We start from the raw sequence: 16,979 nt of genomic DNA, 5'->3' as shown, positions 1-16,979 counted from the left end.
GGGTATAATGCGGCTTATCTTATAAGGAAGCTTTAGCATACAGAGTAGTTATGACCCAATCACAAAACGTCGATCCAAAAGAAATTAAAAAGTTTGAGGAAATGGCCTCGCGCTGGTGGGACCTAGAAGGTGAGTTTAAGCCTCTTCACCAAATTAACCCATTGCGCTTGAACTATGTCCTAGACAAAGCAAATGGCTTGTTTGGAAAGACTGTTCTTGATGTTGGCTGTGGTGGCGGCATTTTAGCGGAAAGCATGGCTAAGGAAGGCGCAACGGTCACTGGCCTTGATATGGGTAAGGAACCATTAGAAGTGGCACGTTTACATGCCCTTGAAACTGGCACCAAGCTGACTTATATCCAAAGTACCATCGAAGACCATGCAAAAGAAAACTCGGGTAAGTATGACGTAGTGACATGTATGGAAATGCTAGAACATGTGCCTGATCCCCTTTCTGTTATTCGTTCATGTGCAGCCTTAGTAAAGCCAGAGGGTCATGTGTTCTTCTCTACACTTAACCGCAACATGAAGTCATACCTTTTTGCGATCGTAGGTGCGGAAAAACTGCTGCGCATTGTTCCAGAAGGTACTCACGACCACGACAAATTTATTCGCCCTTCAGAACTGATCAAAATGATCGATCAAACGGATCTAACAGAAATGGGCATCACGGGTTTGCATTATAACCCTTTGACAGATACCTATAAGTTGGGAACCAATGTTGACGTGAATTACATTGTGCACACACAAAGATTTTAATCACGTTTATCCATTTTTATGGTGCGGTTGTTTTTAAGGCGGTAGCACAAGAAACCCGCCTTTTTTAGTGCATTTTTAGGCGTTTTTTGTGCCACTGTTCCCAATTTAATCGATTGGTAAATCGGACTTATTTTTTACCAAAGATCAAGGGATTTTTTTTTATCAGAGGTTACTTCGAAACCGATCTTCAACTGGTAATTTTATACAATCTTGTGGGCTCTAATTTCATCGGTTAGTGACTACTTACAGATTTTTTTAAATTTATAGTTATCCACAAGTCATCCCAAGATCTGTAACTTGAAAACAACCACCAATAGCACTATCTTGTAACCCGCACTCAGATGCACCCCTATATGTTGTGTTTGAACTACAATATATAGATAGAGTTTGATCACAAAGCCAGTACAACTTTTACAAGAATTACACATAAATACGGCTTTTATCAGTTTTTCTAGGGAAATTAAGCAGAATGAACCAACAACTAACTGTCACTAAACGTGATGGCCGCAAAGAAAGTATTGATCTAGAAAAGATCCACCGAGTCATTACGTGGGCCGCTGAAGGTCTGGATAACGTATCGGTATCTCAGGTAGAACTACGCGCTCACATCCAGTTTTACGAAGGTATTACGACCACTGATATTCATGAAACTATCATCAAATCAGCGGCAGATTTAATCTCTGAAGAGACTCCGGATTACCAATACCTAGCGGCACGTCTAGCTGTCTTCCACCTGCGTAAGAAAGCTTACGGACAGTATGAGCCACCAGCGCTATTCGATCACGTAACGGACTTGATTGAGAAAGGCAAATACGATCAGCACATTCTTGAAGACTACTCAAAGTCGGAACTGGATGAGCTAGACGCCTACCTTGATCACAAGCGTGACCTTGATTTCTCGTACGCTGCGGTAAAACAGCTTGAAGGTAAATACTTCGTTCAGAACCGCGTAACGGGTCAAATCTACGAAAGTGCTCAGTTTCTCTATATTCTGGTTGCTGCATGTCTGTTTGCTAAGTATCCAAAAGATTCTCGTCTTGATTACATCAAGCGTTTCTATGATGCGACATCGACATTCAAAATTTCCCTACCTACACCAATTATGTCTGGTGTACGTACGCCTACGCGTCAATTCAGTTCATGTGTACTGATAGAGTGTGGCGATAGCCTAGATTCTATTAACGCAACGGCAAGCTCTATTGTGCGTTACGTATCTCAACGTGCGGGTATCGGCATTAACGCTGGTCGCATTCGTGCATTGGGTTCTGAAATCCGTGGTGGCGAAGCATTCCATACAGGTTGTATTCCATTCTACAAATACTTCCAGACAGCAGTGAAATGTTGCTCTCAAGGTGGTGTTCGTGGTGGTGCAGCGACCGTATTCTACCCACTTTGGCACGGTGAATCACAAGCGCTGATGGTTCTGAAAAACAACCGTGGTGTTGAAGAAAACCGTGTTCGCCATATGGACTACGGTGTTCAGTTAAACCGTCTGATGTACCAACGTTTGGTTGAAGGTGGAAATATTACGTTGTTCTCGCCTTCAGACGTACCAGGCCTATACGATGCGTTCTTCGAAGATCAGGATGAGTTCGAACGTTTGTACGTTAAGTACGAAAACGATCCATCAGTGAAAAAAGAGACGGTAAAAGCGATCGAGATGTTCTCTCTGTTAATGCAAGAACGTGCATCGACAGGTCGTATTTACATCCAGAACGTTGACCACTGTAATACTCACAGCCCGTTCGACTCTAAAGTTGCACCAGTTCGTCAGTCAAACCTATGTTTGGAAATCGCCCTTCCAACTAAACCTTTGACTAACGTTGAAGATGATTCAGGTGAGATCGCGCTTTGTACGCTATCAGCATTTAACCTGGGTGCGATTAAATCACTGGACGATTTCGAAGAGCTGTCTGACCTTGTAGTTCGTGCACTAGACGCACTACTTGATTACCAAGACTACCCTCTTCCAGCTGCATACAAGTCAACAATGAACCGTCGTACACTGGGTGTTGGCGTGATTAACTACGCGTACTACCTAGCGAAGAATGGTGTGAAATACTCTGACGGAAGCGCGAATGGTCTAACACACCGCACGTTTGAAGCGATGCAATACTACTTGCTAAAAGCATCGGTAGCGCTTGCAAAAGAACAAGGTAAGTGTCCTTCGTTCCACGAGACAAACTACGCGAAAGGTCTTCTACCTATCGACACTTACAAGAAAGATGTTGATCTGATTTGCAACGAAGAACTTCACTATGATTGGGATGCTCTACGTGAAGAAATCATGGAGCACGGTTTACGTAACTCAACGCTAACCGCGCTGATGCCTTCAGAAACCTCTTCACAGATTTCGAACGCAACTAACGGTATTGAACCACCACGTGGTTACGTATCGGTGAAAGCGTCTAAAGATGGCATCCTGAAGCAAGTTGTACCTGATTTCGTTAACCTGAAAGACAACTACGAGTTGCTTTGGAACATTGGGTCAAACGACGGTTACATTCATCTTGTTGGTATCATGCAGAAATTCGTAGACCAAGCAATTTCAGCCAACACCAACTACGACCCTAGCCGTTTCGAAAGTGGCAAGGTTCCAATGAAGAAGTTGATGCAAGACCTGCTTACTGCTTACAAGTTTGGTGTGAAGACGCTTTACTACCATAACACCCGCGATGGCGCGAAAGACGACCAAAAAGATGCAGTGCAGCCACAAGATGATGATTGTGCAGGCGGCGGTTGTAAGATTTAATCCATAACCCACACTTAAATAGGGTTAATCAGGTTTAACAAATTATTAGCCCCTCACCTTTGAGGGGCTTAAAAGGAATTGAGGCACTATGGCTTACAGTACTTTTAACAGAAACAAGAACGACCAACTAAAAGAGCCAATGTTCTTGGGTCAGTCAGTAAACGTTGCTCGTTACGACCAACAAAAATTCGAAATCTTTGAAAAGCTGATTGAAAAGCAGCTTTCATTTTTCTGGCGTCCAGAAGAAGTTGACGTATCTAGTGACCGTATCGACTACAACAAACTGCCAGATCACGAAAAGCATATTTTTATCTCTAACCTGAAATATCAAACTCTGCTTGATTCTATTCAGGGTCGCAGTCCTAACGTGGCACTGCTACCCCTTGTTTCTCTTCCAGAAGTAGAAACTTGGATTGAAACATGGTCGTTCTCAGAAACGATTCACTCTCGCTCTTACACTCATATTATCCGTAATATCGTTAACGATCCTGGTATCGTATTTGACGACATCGTTGAGAACGAGCACATCCTTAAACGTGCAGAAGATATTTCTCACTACTACGATGACCTGATCAAACTGACCAACGACTACCACCGTTACGGTGAAGGTAAGCACCAGATCAATGGTGAAGAAGTGACCGTTTCACTTCAAGCGCTGAAGAAACAGCTGTACCTATGTCTTATGTCTGTTAACGCACTAGAAGCCATTCGTTTCTACGTAAGTTTTGCGTGTTCTTTTGCCTTTGCAGAGCGCGAATTGATGGAAGGTAATGCAAAGATCATCAAGCTTATTGCGCGTGATGAAGCACTTCACCTGACAGGTACCCAGCACATGATCAACCTGCTGCGTAATGGCCAAGACGATTTCTCGTTCATGCAAATCGCAGAAGAGTGTAAACAAGAGTGTTTCGATCTGTTCAAAGCAGCGGCTGAACAAGAAAAAGAGTGGGCGGAATACCTATTCAAAGATGGTTCAATGATTGGTCTGAACAAAGACATTCTGTGTCAATACGTTGAGTATATTACCAACATCCGTATGCAAGCGGTTGGTTTAAGTGCGGCATATCCAAACGCAACGTCGAACCCAATTCCTTGGATTAACGCGTGGTTGTCTTCAGACAATGTTCAGGTTGCACCTCAAGAAGCTGAGATTTCATCTTACCTTGTTGGTCAAATTGACAGTGATGTTCGCGTAGATGACTTTAAGGACTTCGAACTGTAATGCCCAGTATCAAAATCAACGGTACCTCAACAATTCAGTCCAACCCTTCCAATACGATTTTGGAAACAATGGAGAAAGCTGGTATTGAGCCTGAATACAACTGCCGAGATGGCCACTGTGGCGCTTGTCGCTGCAAGCTAATTTCAGGTGAAGTGGAGTACGTTGGTTTTGCTATGGCGTATACACAAGCAGATGAAATCCTCCCCTGCATATCCAAAGCGAAATCGGATGTGCAACTCGAAGATGTCAATTATGCTATAAAAGAGAAGCGTGCTTAACGTTAGTTAGTAATAACGTTTTGTCGTCAAGACTTTTTACAAGTTGTCCATAAAAGCCCGGTATTCAATACCGGGTTTTTTAATATCGTGTTTCACTCGTCTTACTATTCCCTGAAAGCAAAGTATCTGCTGTCAACATTGAAACGGCTTTATTGGCAATCTGTCTTCCGTCATCATCGAACAAAGATAAACGATAACCTAATTCACCTGCCTGGTCTGTTTCTTCAGGAGCTGTCAACCACATAGATACCGCATCCAAATGCTGGCTGCTCACCGCCTCCCCTAAAATGATCTTTTGGCCAGCGATCTGATACCACACCAAAATTTTTGAGTGATGAAACATATCAATCTCTCCGAGTACAAACTTAGACGATTTATAAGTCTAAACCCGAAATGTTAAATTTTCTGTCTTCTTCAGAGAAGAAAGATAAAATACATTAAATATCAATAGCTTAACATTTATAACATTTCGTTCTTAGCAGCCGAATTTTGAGCAAGTATTAAATATGCCTTTTATTCAACCAGTTACACACTCATCGTACCAGGACAAATTGAATCAATGAGTAACACCCTTTAACAACCGCTGTCAGCATTGAATGGCACTTTGAGGCACAAACATATCTTTTACTCGTTTGAGCGCACTGTAGCTTGGAAACATAGGCTGACGAGACAAATAACGCCTTAGCATATCCGCCGCAATAGTGGTGATCACTAACACCTTCTCCTCGCGGGAGTACTTTCTATTTAGCGTTAAAGTCTGACCCCACTCTCCTTCTTTACTCGCAATCGCTATTGAAAACGTGTTGTCGTTAATGGTACCAGTCACTATCGATACATCTGTTCCACACTTCTCTTTTGTGGCGGCAGCAAGTGCAAATGCTGAGGCCAGAGCATCGCCTTCGTCTTGGCCAACGGTAACTTGCCCGCCTAGCACCCATCCGTGGCCACAGTATTGTGCGGCATTTTCGTCAAAATGAAGCCATCGCGCCAAATTACCATGTGTGGACTGCTCAGCCATGGAGATAGAGAGCTTTTTATCTATCATCAAGTGTGCCACATGCTGCTGCATTGACTCATCGACACTCACTACATGCTCTTCAATCAATTTATAAATCAATTGCAATAACTTAACTCGTCGGTCGACATCACTCTTAGGGCCGAATAGTTTTACCTCGATATACGGAATGTAGGAGCGATAACCGAGGAAGTACCCTTCTGGAAGCTCAACTTTATCCAATTTGTCAGAAAGTGCCGACTCAGAGGTCCCCAATGTATGCAATTTACTGCACTCCATACCAGTTTGAGTGGGATAGTTTTTTTGCAAATCTGGCAAGATTTCACTTTCTATCATCCGTTTAAACTCACTGGGAACACCGGGAGTAAAATACAAAGCGCAATCGTTGAGCTCAACCTTAAACCCACACGCAGTACCTACCGGGTTATCAATCATGGTTGAACCTCTAGGCAGCATTGCTTGCTTCAAATTGCTTTCTGGCATAACAACGCCGCGATCAGCAAAAAATGCACGTAAGCGCTCTACCCACTCTGTACACTCAACAAGATCCGTGTCAGCAGCAATGGCGGCCGCTTCTGCACTCAAATCGTCACTGGTCGGACCTAACCCACCATTAACGATGACAACATCATTATTGAAACTGAGCATAACCAGTTCTTCAACCAAGGAGGACTTTTCATCGCCCACTGTTGAACGCTTAATTAATGAATATCCATTCTCGAAGAACAACTGAGCCAACCAGGCTGCATTTGTATCTACAATGTCTCCATGCAGGACCTCTTCTCCTGTGCTTAACATTGCAATTTTCAACATAGTTTGTCCTTATTCATCTCACGTTATATAAACGTGTTAGTTTAATTTTGTTTGCTGGGTCGGAGTCAATTTCAGAGCATACTGTGCATCTAACATCTTGTCTTCGTTCATCTAACTATAATTACTAATCACAACCCCGATTAGTCTCAACTCTTTGGAGCACTCCGTGTTAAAGGCTGGCCTTACCGCTTTACTTTACTCAGCACTGACGAATGCCAGTCCGACTCACTCAGTCCAACATATTGAGTTGTCCTACTCGTTTGAGCAAGCCCAGAGTCACGTATTATATCCACATTATGATTTGTATCCTCTTACCTACTCAACCAACTTAGGCTTGGCAGAGATCACCTCTAATCTTGAAGAGCCCCCTCTACCAAAGTACTTAATCGTCCCAAATGAGCGAGACTCCGGTTATCTTAAAGAGCAAACGTACACAATTGTCGGACTTGGGGTTGCCACTATTGGACTGATGACACTCCTTCCTGAATCTGTCACAAACTGGGATGATGAAGACCGAAACCTAAGCAATCTTGTCTCTAAATGGAAAGACAACGTACGTGCTGGCCCTGAGTGGGATCGCGATGATCCTTTCTTAAATTACGTCATGCACCCTTATTTTGGTGGGGTTTACTATACCGTTGCGCGTCATGCTGGATATAACGAATTTGGTTCGTTTCTGTATTCCGCAGGTGTTTCTACGTTGTTTTGGGAATACGGTCTTGAAGCGTTCGCAGAAGCCCCTTCTTGGCAAGATCTTTTCATCACTCCAATCTTTGGCGCGGTTGTAGGTGAGCTGATGTTAGAGGCGGAACAAGATATCATCGCGTCAGGTGGCCAAGTTATGGGTTCGGCGAGTTTGGGAGACGTCACCTTGTTTTTCTTAAATCCAGTGGGGCATATCCATGGCTGGGTCAGTGACATTTGGGGAGGAAATGCAGAGCTGCACTACAGTAGCACACCGTGGTTCAATAACCGTGATGCAGCAAACTTTGCCCTACGTTCAGGCGCTCACTATGACGACTATTTCTACGGTGCGGAAATTATCATCAGATTCTAGGCGTTTAAAACGCTATCACACAAATTACTTACAAACCCAACGCCACTACATCTCCATTTTGTGCGCAGAGTATAAGAACTGTATAGCGAACAAATGATTAGCTCAAAACCTTGAACTCTATCATGCCTTATTTTAAACACTGCTCTACACTTTGTAGTGTCAGTAACCTTCCCTTTTCAGGAGCCTGAGCGTGAATACAACATTCATAGTTAACTTTGTCGGTAAAGCGTCACCCACTACTATAAAACAGCTCGCTGCCATCACTCACGAAAACGGTGGGAAGTGGTTGATCAGTAAAGTGAACTTTATAGAAGATCAAGTCGCGGCGGTTATCAAAGTTGACGTGCCATCTAAAAATGCAGACGTGGTGAAAAATGCGTTTCAAGATCAACAAGGGTTGATTGTTCAGATCGTTGATTCCCAAGCGCTTCATACTAACGCTGATACTATCTACCAGATTCGATTAGATTCGAATGATAGAGCCGGCATTGTCAATGAAATTACCCATATCTTAGATGGGCAAGGCGTCAGCATTCTGGATATGGATTGCCAGCGTGTCTTTATCGCAGGTGGTGGAGGCGTAAGCTCCAGCCTATTTACCGCCAACATGGCGATTAGACTGCCTTCCGAAGTGGACATTGATGATATTGCCAATGAACTGGAATCACTAAGTGAAGATACAAAAGTAATGGTGGAAGCCTAATACTTTGATATCAATCATCAATAAAAAAGAGCAGCTTAATTGCTGCTCTTTGTCATTTTTAAACGCGTGAAAACGTTACTTCACAGACCACTGTGATAGTGAGCGTTTGAAGTCTGAATAATCAAACTCGTTCAGCTTCTGAATTTCGCCACTTGAACGCTCACAATAAACTGAAGGCATGCGTAAACCGTTGAACCAGTTTAGTTTCACCATGGTGTAGCCAGCGCTGTCGAGAATATGCAGACGCTGACCAATTTCTAACGGCTGTTCAAAGTTCGCCACACAGAACTGGTCACCAGCAAGACATGAACATGAACCAATAACATATTCGTGTTCACCATTTTCTGATGCTTCAAGAATCGATGCTGGCTCGTTGTAAATCAACGTATCTAAGCGGTGCGCTTCGGTTGCAGAGTCGACAATTGCTGTTTTCTTTACGTTCTCAACGATATCAACCACAGTCACCACTAAATCAGTGGTTTTAGTAATGATCGCTTCACCCGGTTCTAAGTACATTTGTACGCCGTGTTTCTCAGCGAATGCTTTTAGCGCTAGACCTAGCTTCTCAATATCGTAACCCGGCCACGTGAAGAACACACCGCCGCCCATGCTCACCCAATCCAGCTTGTTTAGGTATTCGCCAAACTGCTCTGAAATCGCATCCAGTAGACCGATGAACGCATCGACGTCTTTGTTCTCACAGTTCATGTGGAACATCACACCATCAATGCCTTCGAAAACTTCAGGTTTGATGTGATCCGCTTGTACACCAAGGCGAGAGAATTTACGTGCAGGGTTAGCCAAGTCTTGACCCGCGTAGCTTACGCCTGGGTTCAAACGCAGACCAACCGACGCTTTACCTTCCACGATGTGGCGGTAAGCCGCAAGCTGAGATTGTGAGTTAAAGATCATCTTATCGCAGATGTCTGCCACTTCACGTACATCGTCTTCGCTGTAGCCCACACTGTATGCGTGCGTTTCACCACCAAACGTTTCGTGACCTAATTTTACTTCGAACGGACCAGAGCTGGTTGTGCCGTCTAGGTAAGGCTTGATGATGTCAAACACACCCCAAGTTGAGAAACATTTCAGTGCAAGTACAAGCTTCACGCCTGAAATTTCTTTGAGCTGTTTCGCTTTCTCTAGGTTCGCAATCAGCTTGTCTTCATTAATCATGAAGTACGGAGTTTTTAGTTCATTGTGTTGCATGTTAGTACCTTGAGTCCCCTCGCCTAAACGAAGGCACTATAAAATCGAACAAAGCCGACGCGGTTGCATCGGCTTAGAGTTAGTTAATTCAAGATAAGTCTTGGCTTAACGACTTATTTTTTAAGCTCGTGGATAACTGGTAGGCCTTGAGCAGGTTCCAACTCTTGAACATGCCAATCTAGACCGATTTCTGGCATTGTTTCTAGGAACGGATCTGGGTCTAGCTGTTCCATGTTGAACACGCCTTTGTCTGCCCACTTGCCACGGAAGAACTGTAGTGCTGCAGTGATCGCTGGTACACCCGTAGTGTAAGAGATCGCTTGGTGCTCTACATCTTCGTATGCCACTTCATGGTCAGCATTGTTGTAGATGAACACGCTACGTTCTTTACCGTCTTTCTTACCTTGAACCCAAGTACCGATACACGTTAGACCAGTGTAACCCGGCGCTAGAGACGTTGGGTCTGGTAGTAGTGCTTTCAATACATGTAGAGGCTGTACTACTGTGCCATCGTGCAGCGTTAGCGGGTCTGGGCTTAGTAGACCGATATCACGCATTACGTTGAAGTAATTCAGGTAACGATCGCCAAAGCCCATCCAGAATTCAATGCGTTTTGCAGGGATGAATTCTTTCATTGAACGAACTTCGTCGTGTGCCATTGAGTACACTTTGTGCGAACCACAGTTCGGGAATTCGAACTCAAGCATACGTGAGTGACAAGGTACTTGTTTCCACTCGCCATTTTCCCAGTAGAAAGAATCGCCTTGGATCTCTAGCATGTTGGTTTCTGGGTCAAAGTTAGTTGCAAACTTCTTACCGTGATCACCTGCGTTTACGTCCATTACGTCGATCGTGTCGATTTCATCGAACAGGTGTTTTACTGCGTATGCAGCAAATACCGAAACGACGCCCGGATCGAAACCTGCACCTAGGATACCAGTGATGCCCGCTTCTTCGAACTTCTCACGGTAGCCCCACTGCCAGTCGTACGCTTCTGGTACTTGCTGGCCTTCAGAACACAAGTCAACCGCTACTGATGTGTCTAAGTAAGACACTTTCGCTTGGTAACATGCTTCCATGATTGGCATGTTTACCCAAGGAGGACCCGCGTTGATCACTAGGTCAGGCTGTACTTCTTTAATAAGAGCAACCAATGAATCTACGTCGTCAGCATTTACTGCTCGAGCTTCTAGTTTCTTAGTTGAGTCTTTCAGATTGTTTTTCTTCTGAATAGACTCGATGATTTTCTCACACTTACCTACGGTACGTGATGCGATTGTAATATCACCCAGAACGTCATTGTTTTGTGCTGCTTTATGTGCAACAACCCAACCAACGCCGCCTGCACCAATCTGTAGAATTGCCATAGTTTTTCGTTACCTTTATTTAACTAGCTCAACTGCTAGAGTTTTGATTTTATTAAGTAAAGTTTCGAAATCCGAAATCTTCAAACAAGGGTTTAGGATAGTGAATTTCAGCGCAGATTTGCCGTCCACTACCGTTTCTCCAAGTACTGCAACGCCACGAACCAACGCTTCTAGTCTTAGAGTTTTGTTAAGTTCGTCTAAATCCACTGCGTCGCTATTCGCTGCTCGGAACAGAACTGTTGAAAGCGCTGGCTCGGCCAACAATTCAAATTCGTCACTGTTACGCACAAGATTCGCCACTTGTTGCGTTTGACTCAGTAGATGATCGTACATCTCACCTAGCGTGTTAGGGCCAACGTTTTGCATGGTCATGAATACTTTTAGAGCGTCAAAACGTTTGGTAGTCGCGATAGATTTATCAACCAAGTTTGGTAGCTCATCGTGCTCACGGTTTAGGTAGTCTGCATGATGAAGCAGGAACTTGAAGTTCGCTTTGTCATTCACCAATAGCGCACCACAGCTGATTGTTTGATAGAACAGCTTGTGGAAATCCACACTGACCGATTCGGCACGCTCAATACCTTTCAAGCGATTTTTGTGGCTGCTTAGAATCAATGCACCACCGTAAGCGCCATCAACGTGCATCCACATGTTGTGTTTTTGAGCCATATCCGCGATGAAATCAAGATCGTCGATCGCACCGTGATCGGTTGTGCCCGCAGTACCTACGATAGCAAACGGAATTAACCCTTCGGATTTCGCTTGCTCAAGTACAGACTCAAGCTTACTCACATCCATTGTACCGTCAGCATTTGCGTCAACGGCAAGAATTGCTTTTTCACCAAGCCCCATCCAAGACGCGGATTTTTGTACCGTGAAGTGCGATTTCTTCGAACATACGATACGTAACTTATCTGCGTAATCAGGAAGACCCAATTTTTGGATAGAGTGGCCGCTTAGCTTATCAGCAATCCAATCACGAGCCAGCATTAAGCCCATTTGGTTGCTTTGCGTACCACCACTTGTGAAAATACCGTCTGACTTCTCGCCTAGCTCGTATTTACCACATAGCCAATCCACTACTTTCTGTTCTACGTAAGTCGCAGACGACGCTTGGTCCCAAGAATCCATAGATTGGTTTAATGCCGCAATCATAGATTCAGCCGCTACTGCTGGCATCAGCGGTGGCGTGTGAAGGTGTGCAATGCAGTCTGGGTGCTGAACAAAGATTGAGTTTTTCGCAACTAAGTCTGCTGTCTCACCAATGACATCGATCAGTGACGCATTCTTGTTGTCTAGGTCAACCGCGTTAATCGCGTTCTCAAGCAATTTAGGCTCTAGACCAGAATACGGTGCGTTCACTTGCTCGAATACTGACTTCATCGCAGCCGTCGTGTGATTCATCACCTTAGCAAATTCTGCACTACCCATTTCACCGGTATGAATGAAATGCTTCTTCCAGTTTTCGTTAGCTTGCTCGGCGTCAACTTTGTTACCACCAGCGACTAAGATTGCTTCTTCTAGCACACGTAGGGCGAAGTCGATTTGCTCGAAAGAGATGATCAGAGGCGGCAAGAAACGAACTACCGAACCATCTCGACCGCCCTTTTCTACCATTAGGCCACGTTCTAGTGCAGCACGTTGAATTCTTAGCGTAAGCGCGCCATCAGAAACTGGCTCACCAAATTTATTTAGCTCACTACCCGGCTTGCGAATTTCAACACCTAGCATTAAGCCTTTACCACGAACTTCTGCAATGCAGTCGACGCGTTTTTGCATCGCTTCTAAGCCATGACGTAGGTATTGACCCGCAATGTTGGCATGCTCTACCAGATTGTCACGCTGGATAATCTCAAGTGCTTTTGCACCTGATACCATTGCAAGTTGGTTACCACGGAAGGTACCAGTGTGCTCGCCTGGTTTCCAAGTATCGTGTTGCTTGTTAATCACTAGCAACGACATTGGCATACCGCCGCCGATCGCTTTAGACAGACATAATACATCTGGCACAATACCCGCTTCTTCAAACGCGAAGTTGTAACCAGTTTTACCTACACCACATTGAATCTCATCAAAGATCAATAGGATACCGTGCTCGTCACAGATACGACGAAGTTCACGTAGCCAGAAAGCAGGTGCTGGGATAACACCGCCTTCACCTTGTACTGGTTCAACAACAATTGCAGCAGGTTTCATAATGCCAGCTTCATCATCGTTTAGAAGGCGCTCGATGTAGCGAATACTCGCTTTCGCGCCTTCATCACCACCAAGGCCGAACGGACAGCGTAGGTTATACGGGAATGGCATGAAGTGTACGTCTGACATTAGGCCAGTACGACGCGCTTTAGTGCCTAGGTTACCCATCATGCCCATTGTACCGTTCGTCATACCATGGTATGCACCACGGAATGCAAACATGGTGTTACGACCAGTGGTTTGCTTAGCTAGCTTAATTGCAGCTTCGACCGCATCTGCACCAGACGGGCCACAAAACTGTATTACGCAATCGTCAGCTAGCTTCTGAGGCAGAAAGCCCTTAACTGCTTTAATAAAGTTTGTCTTCGCTTCAGTCGCAATATCAAGCGTTTGATAAGGTAAGCCTGAGTCTAGTTGATCTTTTAGTGCTTGGTTGATCTCAGGATGGTTGTAACCCAGAGCTAACGTTCCTGCACCTGCAAGGCAATCTAAAAACAACTGGCCGCGGGTATCTTCAACCAGCGCACCATAGGCTTGTTTAATAGCGATAGGTAGACGACGCGGGTAAGAGCGCACTGCAGATTCGTGTTGCTCTTGATCCAGAAGAACTTGGTCTGGAGTAAGATCGTAAATACCTTCCACTACTGGAATTTGAGTAGAAAATGGGGTCGCGATAGCATTGTTATCGACTTCAAAGGCTGTGCTCATGATTTAATCCCTTGAAACGTAGTAAAGTCCTTCCTCTAGGCAGCAAGCCCTATCAGAAGGTGTGCAGGTCGTTCCACGCTTTAGTAAAAAACGAGCACGACAAAATGCTCCATCAAACAGATGGATTACATGGTAAGCAAACAAATCAAGGTTCAGTAATGCAACTGTCTTGTAAAACAGGGCATTCAGGAAGAACTAAGCTGATTAATGTGTGTGTGTTTGTTGAGTTCAATGTTGGGTTTCCCATTCACTTGCCGCACTGCGACAACAGTATCCCGTCTATCGATAAAAGGCCTTATCGATACCTACCCTACGTGATGTTCACTCAGCCCGAATGACGTCACGCGTCTCCCCCAGAATTATAGCTTGCGAGTTGCTTCCGAGATTGCGCGCGAAAGTATCACAAATCAAAAACCGCTTGCAACTATTTTCTTTATAAGTAACACGAATCTAAATAGGCCTCTTTGGTTACCGCGTAAAAAAAGACTGGCTTGAAAGCCAGTCATAAGCTTATCTCTTTTTATTTGTATTTTACGCTGCATCGATTTTCAGTACTTGCGCAAGAACATCTAGCTCGTTGGCAATCGTACTGTCCAAACCCAATTCAACATATGAGTCGATGATAACGGGTGATATTACCGCTTGCATATCGCCATTTACATTTGCCGCTATATCCACCTGGCTACTTTGAGCGCTTACCTCTATTTGAGCGAGTAACACATCAATAGACGCGCTTTGCTCTAATTGAAGAATGTCACTCAGATCGAGCAAGTCGTAAGTAACCTGCGCGCTCTTAATATCATCAGCGTTATCAATGAAATCATCCAGCCTCTTAAACAAATCGGCATAATCATCACTTTGTTCTTGATCAGTGTCATAATTAAAGGCCTTAGGCTCACCAATATCCCCGTCATTCATATCATTCGAATTGTCTGAGGAGCCATCCGAGAGCATATGCTGCTTAATCAGATCGAGCAGCATCAAACTTTGTGTTTCCGAAAGACCGTGAGATTGTAAATTTGATGTTTCAGCCGCTGGGATTTCACCCATTTCTTCACCTGCTGCTGTTGCTAGCTCTTCATGTTTCGTAGGATCGCCACCTTGCTCTATCTTGTGTAAAACACTGGCGATTTCATCATCTAGACTGATATTTGTTGTTGTGCCATCACTTCCAACCAGTTCCGCTTTAAAATCCGTTACGGCTGTCGCCCCATGCCCCAAAACAACGATGACCTCTCCTGGACCTGGGACTTCTCCTGGCAATAACTCCCTAATCTGTCCATTGATATCAATAACCACAGTCGTGTTTGCTAGAGCTAATAGTGTCGCAAGGCTACTCATAATCATACGTCCTAGTTTTCGCTCAAGATGCCATTCGATTGCGTCGTATTTCAAAACACCGATCAGTTTCTAAACATCAATTAAGCGCAATTGTGCATTTTATAAATGCTAGTGTTCCGTCGAGTGAGAATCCACCAGATGACAAAAAAGTCCTAACGAAAATTGATAATTCTATCATTTGAACAATGGTGAATTATGATGGCGTTTCCTTCTCATCATTTTTAAAGCTACAGCCTATTTGACTTTATACAGGACGATGAAAACAAAAACGCCCCTTCTCAATGAAGGGGCGCTGTGTGTATTAAAGTGATTAGTTGGATGACTTCACTTCTTTGCTCTCATTTGCTGAGGCCGCTTTTTTTGCTGGCAAAGACAAACTTAGCAAAATATATCCTAATATCGCGGCTGTTGTTGAGCCCATCAAGATACCTAAGCGAGCGTACGTATCAAACTGAGCGTTGACCGGACCAAACGCCAGTGAAGAGATGAATATAGACATCGTAAAGCCGATACCACACAACACTGACACAGCAAAAATATGCTTGAAGTTAATACCTTCTGGTAATTTCGCCACGCCAAGTTTCACTGCCGCCCAGCTGAACGAGAAAATACCCAAAGGCTTACCAACCAAAAGACCAAGCGCGATACCTAGAGGCAGCATCGAAGTTAATCCTTCTACTGACACCCCTTCCAAAGAAATACCTGCATTGGCGAATGCAAACAAAGGCAAAATACCAAACGCGACATATGGATGTAAGGCATGTTCCATATGTTTTAATGGAGAGCGTTCGCCACTATTACCTTTAAGTGGGATAGCAAAGCCGATAACCACACCTGCAAGTGTCGCATGTACTCCCGACTTCAATACCGCAACCCACAATATAAAGCCAACAATCATGTAAGGGGTCAGCTTGGTTACGTGCTTAGAGTTCAACATAAACAATGCGGCCGTCATAGCAAAACCGATCGCCAGTGCTGTTGTTGACAAGTCGCCTGTGTAGAAAAGCGCAATAATGACCACAACGCCTAAGTCATCAATGATTGCTAAAGCAAGTAAGAATACCTTCAGGCTAACTGGAACTCGCTTACCAAGCAGCGCCATGATACCCAACGCAAACGCAATATCAGTGGCCGCTGGAATCGCCCAACCTTGAATCGCCTCTGCGTTGCCAATGTTAAACATTACGTAAATCAATGCCGGAGCTAACATACCACCGACGGCAGCAATCGCTGGAAATACTGCGGTTTCTTTAGATTTTAGCGCGCCTTCTAGAAGCTCTCGTTTTACTTCAAGACCAATTAATAGAAAGAAGACAGCCATTAGACCATCATTGATCCAATGTGAAATTGACATTCCAAAAACGTAAGTGTGCAAACCACTTTGATAAACATCGTTTAATGATGTGTTAGCAATTGTCATCGCGATAGCAGCTGCTATTACGAGCAAAATGCCACCAGCAGATTCCATTTTGAAAAAATCGCGAATTATATCACTCATGATATCGTCCCTATATTTATTATGTTAATAAACGATTAACAAAGAATACTGACGAGTGTATC

The 16,979-nt window shown here is 44.2% G+C and carries 14 protein-coding genes; 7 read left to right on the top strand and 7 right to left on the bottom strand.

The features are described 5' to 3' along the window. Positions 1–50: 50 nt before the first annotated feature. From ubiG to yfaE, 4 genes are all read left to right on the top strand, one after another. Positions 51–758, top strand: coding sequence for a bifunctional 2-polyprenyl-6-hydroxyphenol methylase/3-demethylubiquinol 3-O-methyltransferase UbiG (ubiG, locus tag NP165_RS06005; RefSeq protein WP_257085411.1), 708 nt, complete (start codon positions 51–53; stop codon positions 756–758). A gap of 469 nt (positions 759–1,227) precedes the next feature. Further along, positions 1,228–3,510 (top strand): class 1a ribonucleoside-diphosphate reductase subunit alpha, encoded by a 2,283-nt coding sequence (gene nrdA / locus NP165_RS06000; RefSeq protein WP_257085410.1) that lies wholly within the window; start codon positions 1,228–1,230, stop codon positions 3,508–3,510. A gap of 88 nt (positions 3,511–3,598) precedes the next feature. Further along, a complete protein-coding gene (gene nrdB / locus NP165_RS05995) occupies positions 3,599–4,732 on the top strand; it encodes a class Ia ribonucleoside-diphosphate reductase subunit beta (RefSeq protein ID WP_257085409.1) in 1,134 nt (377 codons plus the stop codon). Next, positions 4,732–5,010 carry a class I ribonucleotide reductase maintenance protein YfaE gene (gene yfaE, locus NP165_RS05990; protein ID WP_257085408.1) on the top strand — a complete coding sequence of 93 codons (279 nt, stop codon included), beginning with the start codon at positions 4,732–4,734 and terminating at the stop codon, positions 5,008–5,010. Before nrdB ends, yfaE begins: the two co-directional genes overlap by 1 nt. A 79-nt stretch (positions 5,011–5,089) precedes the next feature. On the opposite strand, the gene NP165_RS05985 is transcribed toward yfaE, so the two are convergent. Further along, on the bottom strand, positions 5,090–5,353 hold the full coding sequence (locus tag NP165_RS05985) for a hypothetical protein (RefSeq protein ID WP_257085407.1): 264 nt from the start codon (positions 5,351–5,353) through the stop codon (positions 5,090–5,092). Between the two features lie 243 nt (positions 5,354–5,596). Beyond that, positions 5,597–6,838 (bottom strand): CinA family nicotinamide mononucleotide deamidase-related protein, encoded by a 1,242-nt coding sequence (locus NP165_RS05980; RefSeq protein WP_257085406.1) that lies wholly within the window; start codon positions 6,836–6,838, stop codon positions 5,597–5,599. Positions 6,839–7,004: 166 nt separating this feature from the next. Here NP165_RS05980 and NP165_RS05975 point away from each other — a divergent pair, with 166 nt between their 5' ends. Both NP165_RS05975 and NP165_RS05970 read left to right on the top strand, forming a co-directional pair. Then, complete coding sequence (locus NP165_RS05975; RefSeq protein WP_257085405.1) at positions 7,005–7,895, top strand: DUF3943 domain-containing protein; 891 nt, start codon at positions 7,005–7,007, stop codon at positions 7,893–7,895. 190 nt (positions 7,896–8,085) lie between these two features. Next, on the top strand, positions 8,086–8,598 hold the full coding sequence (locus NP165_RS05970; protein ID WP_257085404.1) for a glycine cleavage system transcriptional repressor: 513 nt from the start codon (positions 8,086–8,088) through the stop codon (positions 8,596–8,598). 75 nt (positions 8,599–8,673) lie between these two features. On the opposite strand, the gene nspC is transcribed toward NP165_RS05970, so the two are convergent. The 3 genes from nspC to NP165_RS05955 form a co-directional block, all read right to left on the bottom strand. Next, positions 8,674–9,807, bottom strand: coding sequence for a carboxynorspermidine decarboxylase (gene nspC / locus NP165_RS05965; RefSeq protein WP_257085403.1), 1,134 nt, complete (start codon positions 9,805–9,807; stop codon positions 8,674–8,676). 113 nt (positions 9,808–9,920) lie between these two features. Next, entirely contained in the window at positions 9,921–11,174 is a 1,254-nt protein-coding gene (locus tag NP165_RS05960) for a carboxynorspermidine synthase (protein ID WP_257085402.1), read from the bottom strand. Positions 11,175–11,189: 15 nt separating this feature from the next. Continuing rightward, complete coding sequence (locus tag NP165_RS05955) at positions 11,190–14,078, bottom strand: pyridoxal phosphate-dependent class III aminotransferase (protein ID WP_257085401.1); 2,889 nt, start codon at positions 14,076–14,078, stop codon at positions 11,190–11,192. 104 nt (positions 14,079–14,182) lie between these two features. Here NP165_RS05955 and NP165_RS05950 point away from each other — a divergent pair, with 104 nt between their 5' ends. Continuing rightward, positions 14,183–14,416 (top strand): hypothetical protein, encoded by a 234-nt coding sequence (locus NP165_RS05950; RefSeq protein WP_257085400.1) that lies wholly within the window; start codon positions 14,183–14,185, stop codon positions 14,414–14,416. Between the two features lie 193 nt (positions 14,417–14,609). Here the strand turns inward: NP165_RS05950 and NP165_RS05945 are convergent, their stop codons facing one another. Next, positions 14,610–15,419 carry a hypothetical protein gene (locus tag NP165_RS05945; protein WP_257085399.1) on the bottom strand — a complete coding sequence of 270 codons (810 nt, stop codon included), beginning with the start codon at positions 15,417–15,419 and terminating at the stop codon, positions 14,610–14,612. 310 nt (positions 15,420–15,729) lie between these two features. Beyond that, a complete protein-coding gene (gene nhaA / locus NP165_RS05940; RefSeq protein ID WP_257085398.1) occupies positions 15,730–16,917 on the bottom strand; it encodes a Na+/H+ antiporter NhaA in 1,188 nt (395 codons plus the stop codon). Between the last annotated feature and the right edge of the window lie 62 nt (positions 16,918–16,979).

It is taken from the genome of Vibrio japonicus (assembly GCF_024582835.1).
GTDB lineage: Bacteria > Pseudomonadota > Gammaproteobacteria > Enterobacterales > Vibrionaceae > Vibrio > Vibrio japonicus.
This window is presented reverse-complemented; position numbering and strand designations above follow the sequence as displayed.

Coding starts and splice junctions, on each gene's coding strand:
- ubiG (WP_257085411.1), top strand. CDS start 51: ATGACCCAATCACAAAACGTCGATCCAAAAGAAATTAAAAAGTTTGAG.
- nrdA (WP_257085410.1), top strand. CDS start 1,228: ATGAACCAACAACTAACTGTCACTAAACGTGATGGCCGCAAAGAAAGT.
- nrdB (WP_257085409.1), top strand. CDS start 3,599: ATGGCTTACAGTACTTTTAACAGAAACAAGAACGACCAACTAAAAGAG.
- yfaE (WP_257085408.1), top strand. CDS start 4,732: ATGCCCAGTATCAAAATCAACGGTACCTCAACAATTCAGTCCAACCCT.
- NP165_RS05985 (WP_257085407.1), bottom strand. CDS start 5,353: ATGTTTCATCACTCAAAAATTTTGGTGTGGTATCAGATCGCTGGCCAA.
- NP165_RS05980 (WP_257085406.1), bottom strand. CDS start 6,838: ATGTTGAAAATTGCAATGTTAAGCACAGGAGAAGAGGTCCTGCATGGA.
- nspC (WP_257085403.1), bottom strand. CDS start 9,807: ATGCAACACAATGAACTAAAAACTCCGTACTTCATGATTAATGAAGAC.
- NP165_RS05960 (WP_257085402.1), bottom strand. CDS start 11,174: ATGGCAATTCTACAGATTGGTGCAGGCGGCGTTGGTTGGGTTGTTGCA.
- NP165_RS05955 (WP_257085401.1), bottom strand. CDS start 14,078: ATGAGCACAGCCTTTGAAGTCGATAACAATGCTATCGCGACCCCATTT.
- NP165_RS05950 (WP_257085400.1), top strand. CDS start 14,183: ATGCTCCATCAAACAGATGGATTACATGGTAAGCAAACAAATCAAGGT.
- NP165_RS05945 (WP_257085399.1), bottom strand. CDS start 15,419: ATGAGTAGCCTTGCGACACTATTAGCTCTAGCAAACACGACTGTGGTT.
- nhaA (WP_257085398.1), bottom strand. CDS start 16,917: ATGAGTGATATAATTCGCGATTTTTTCAAAATGGAATCTGCTGGTGGC.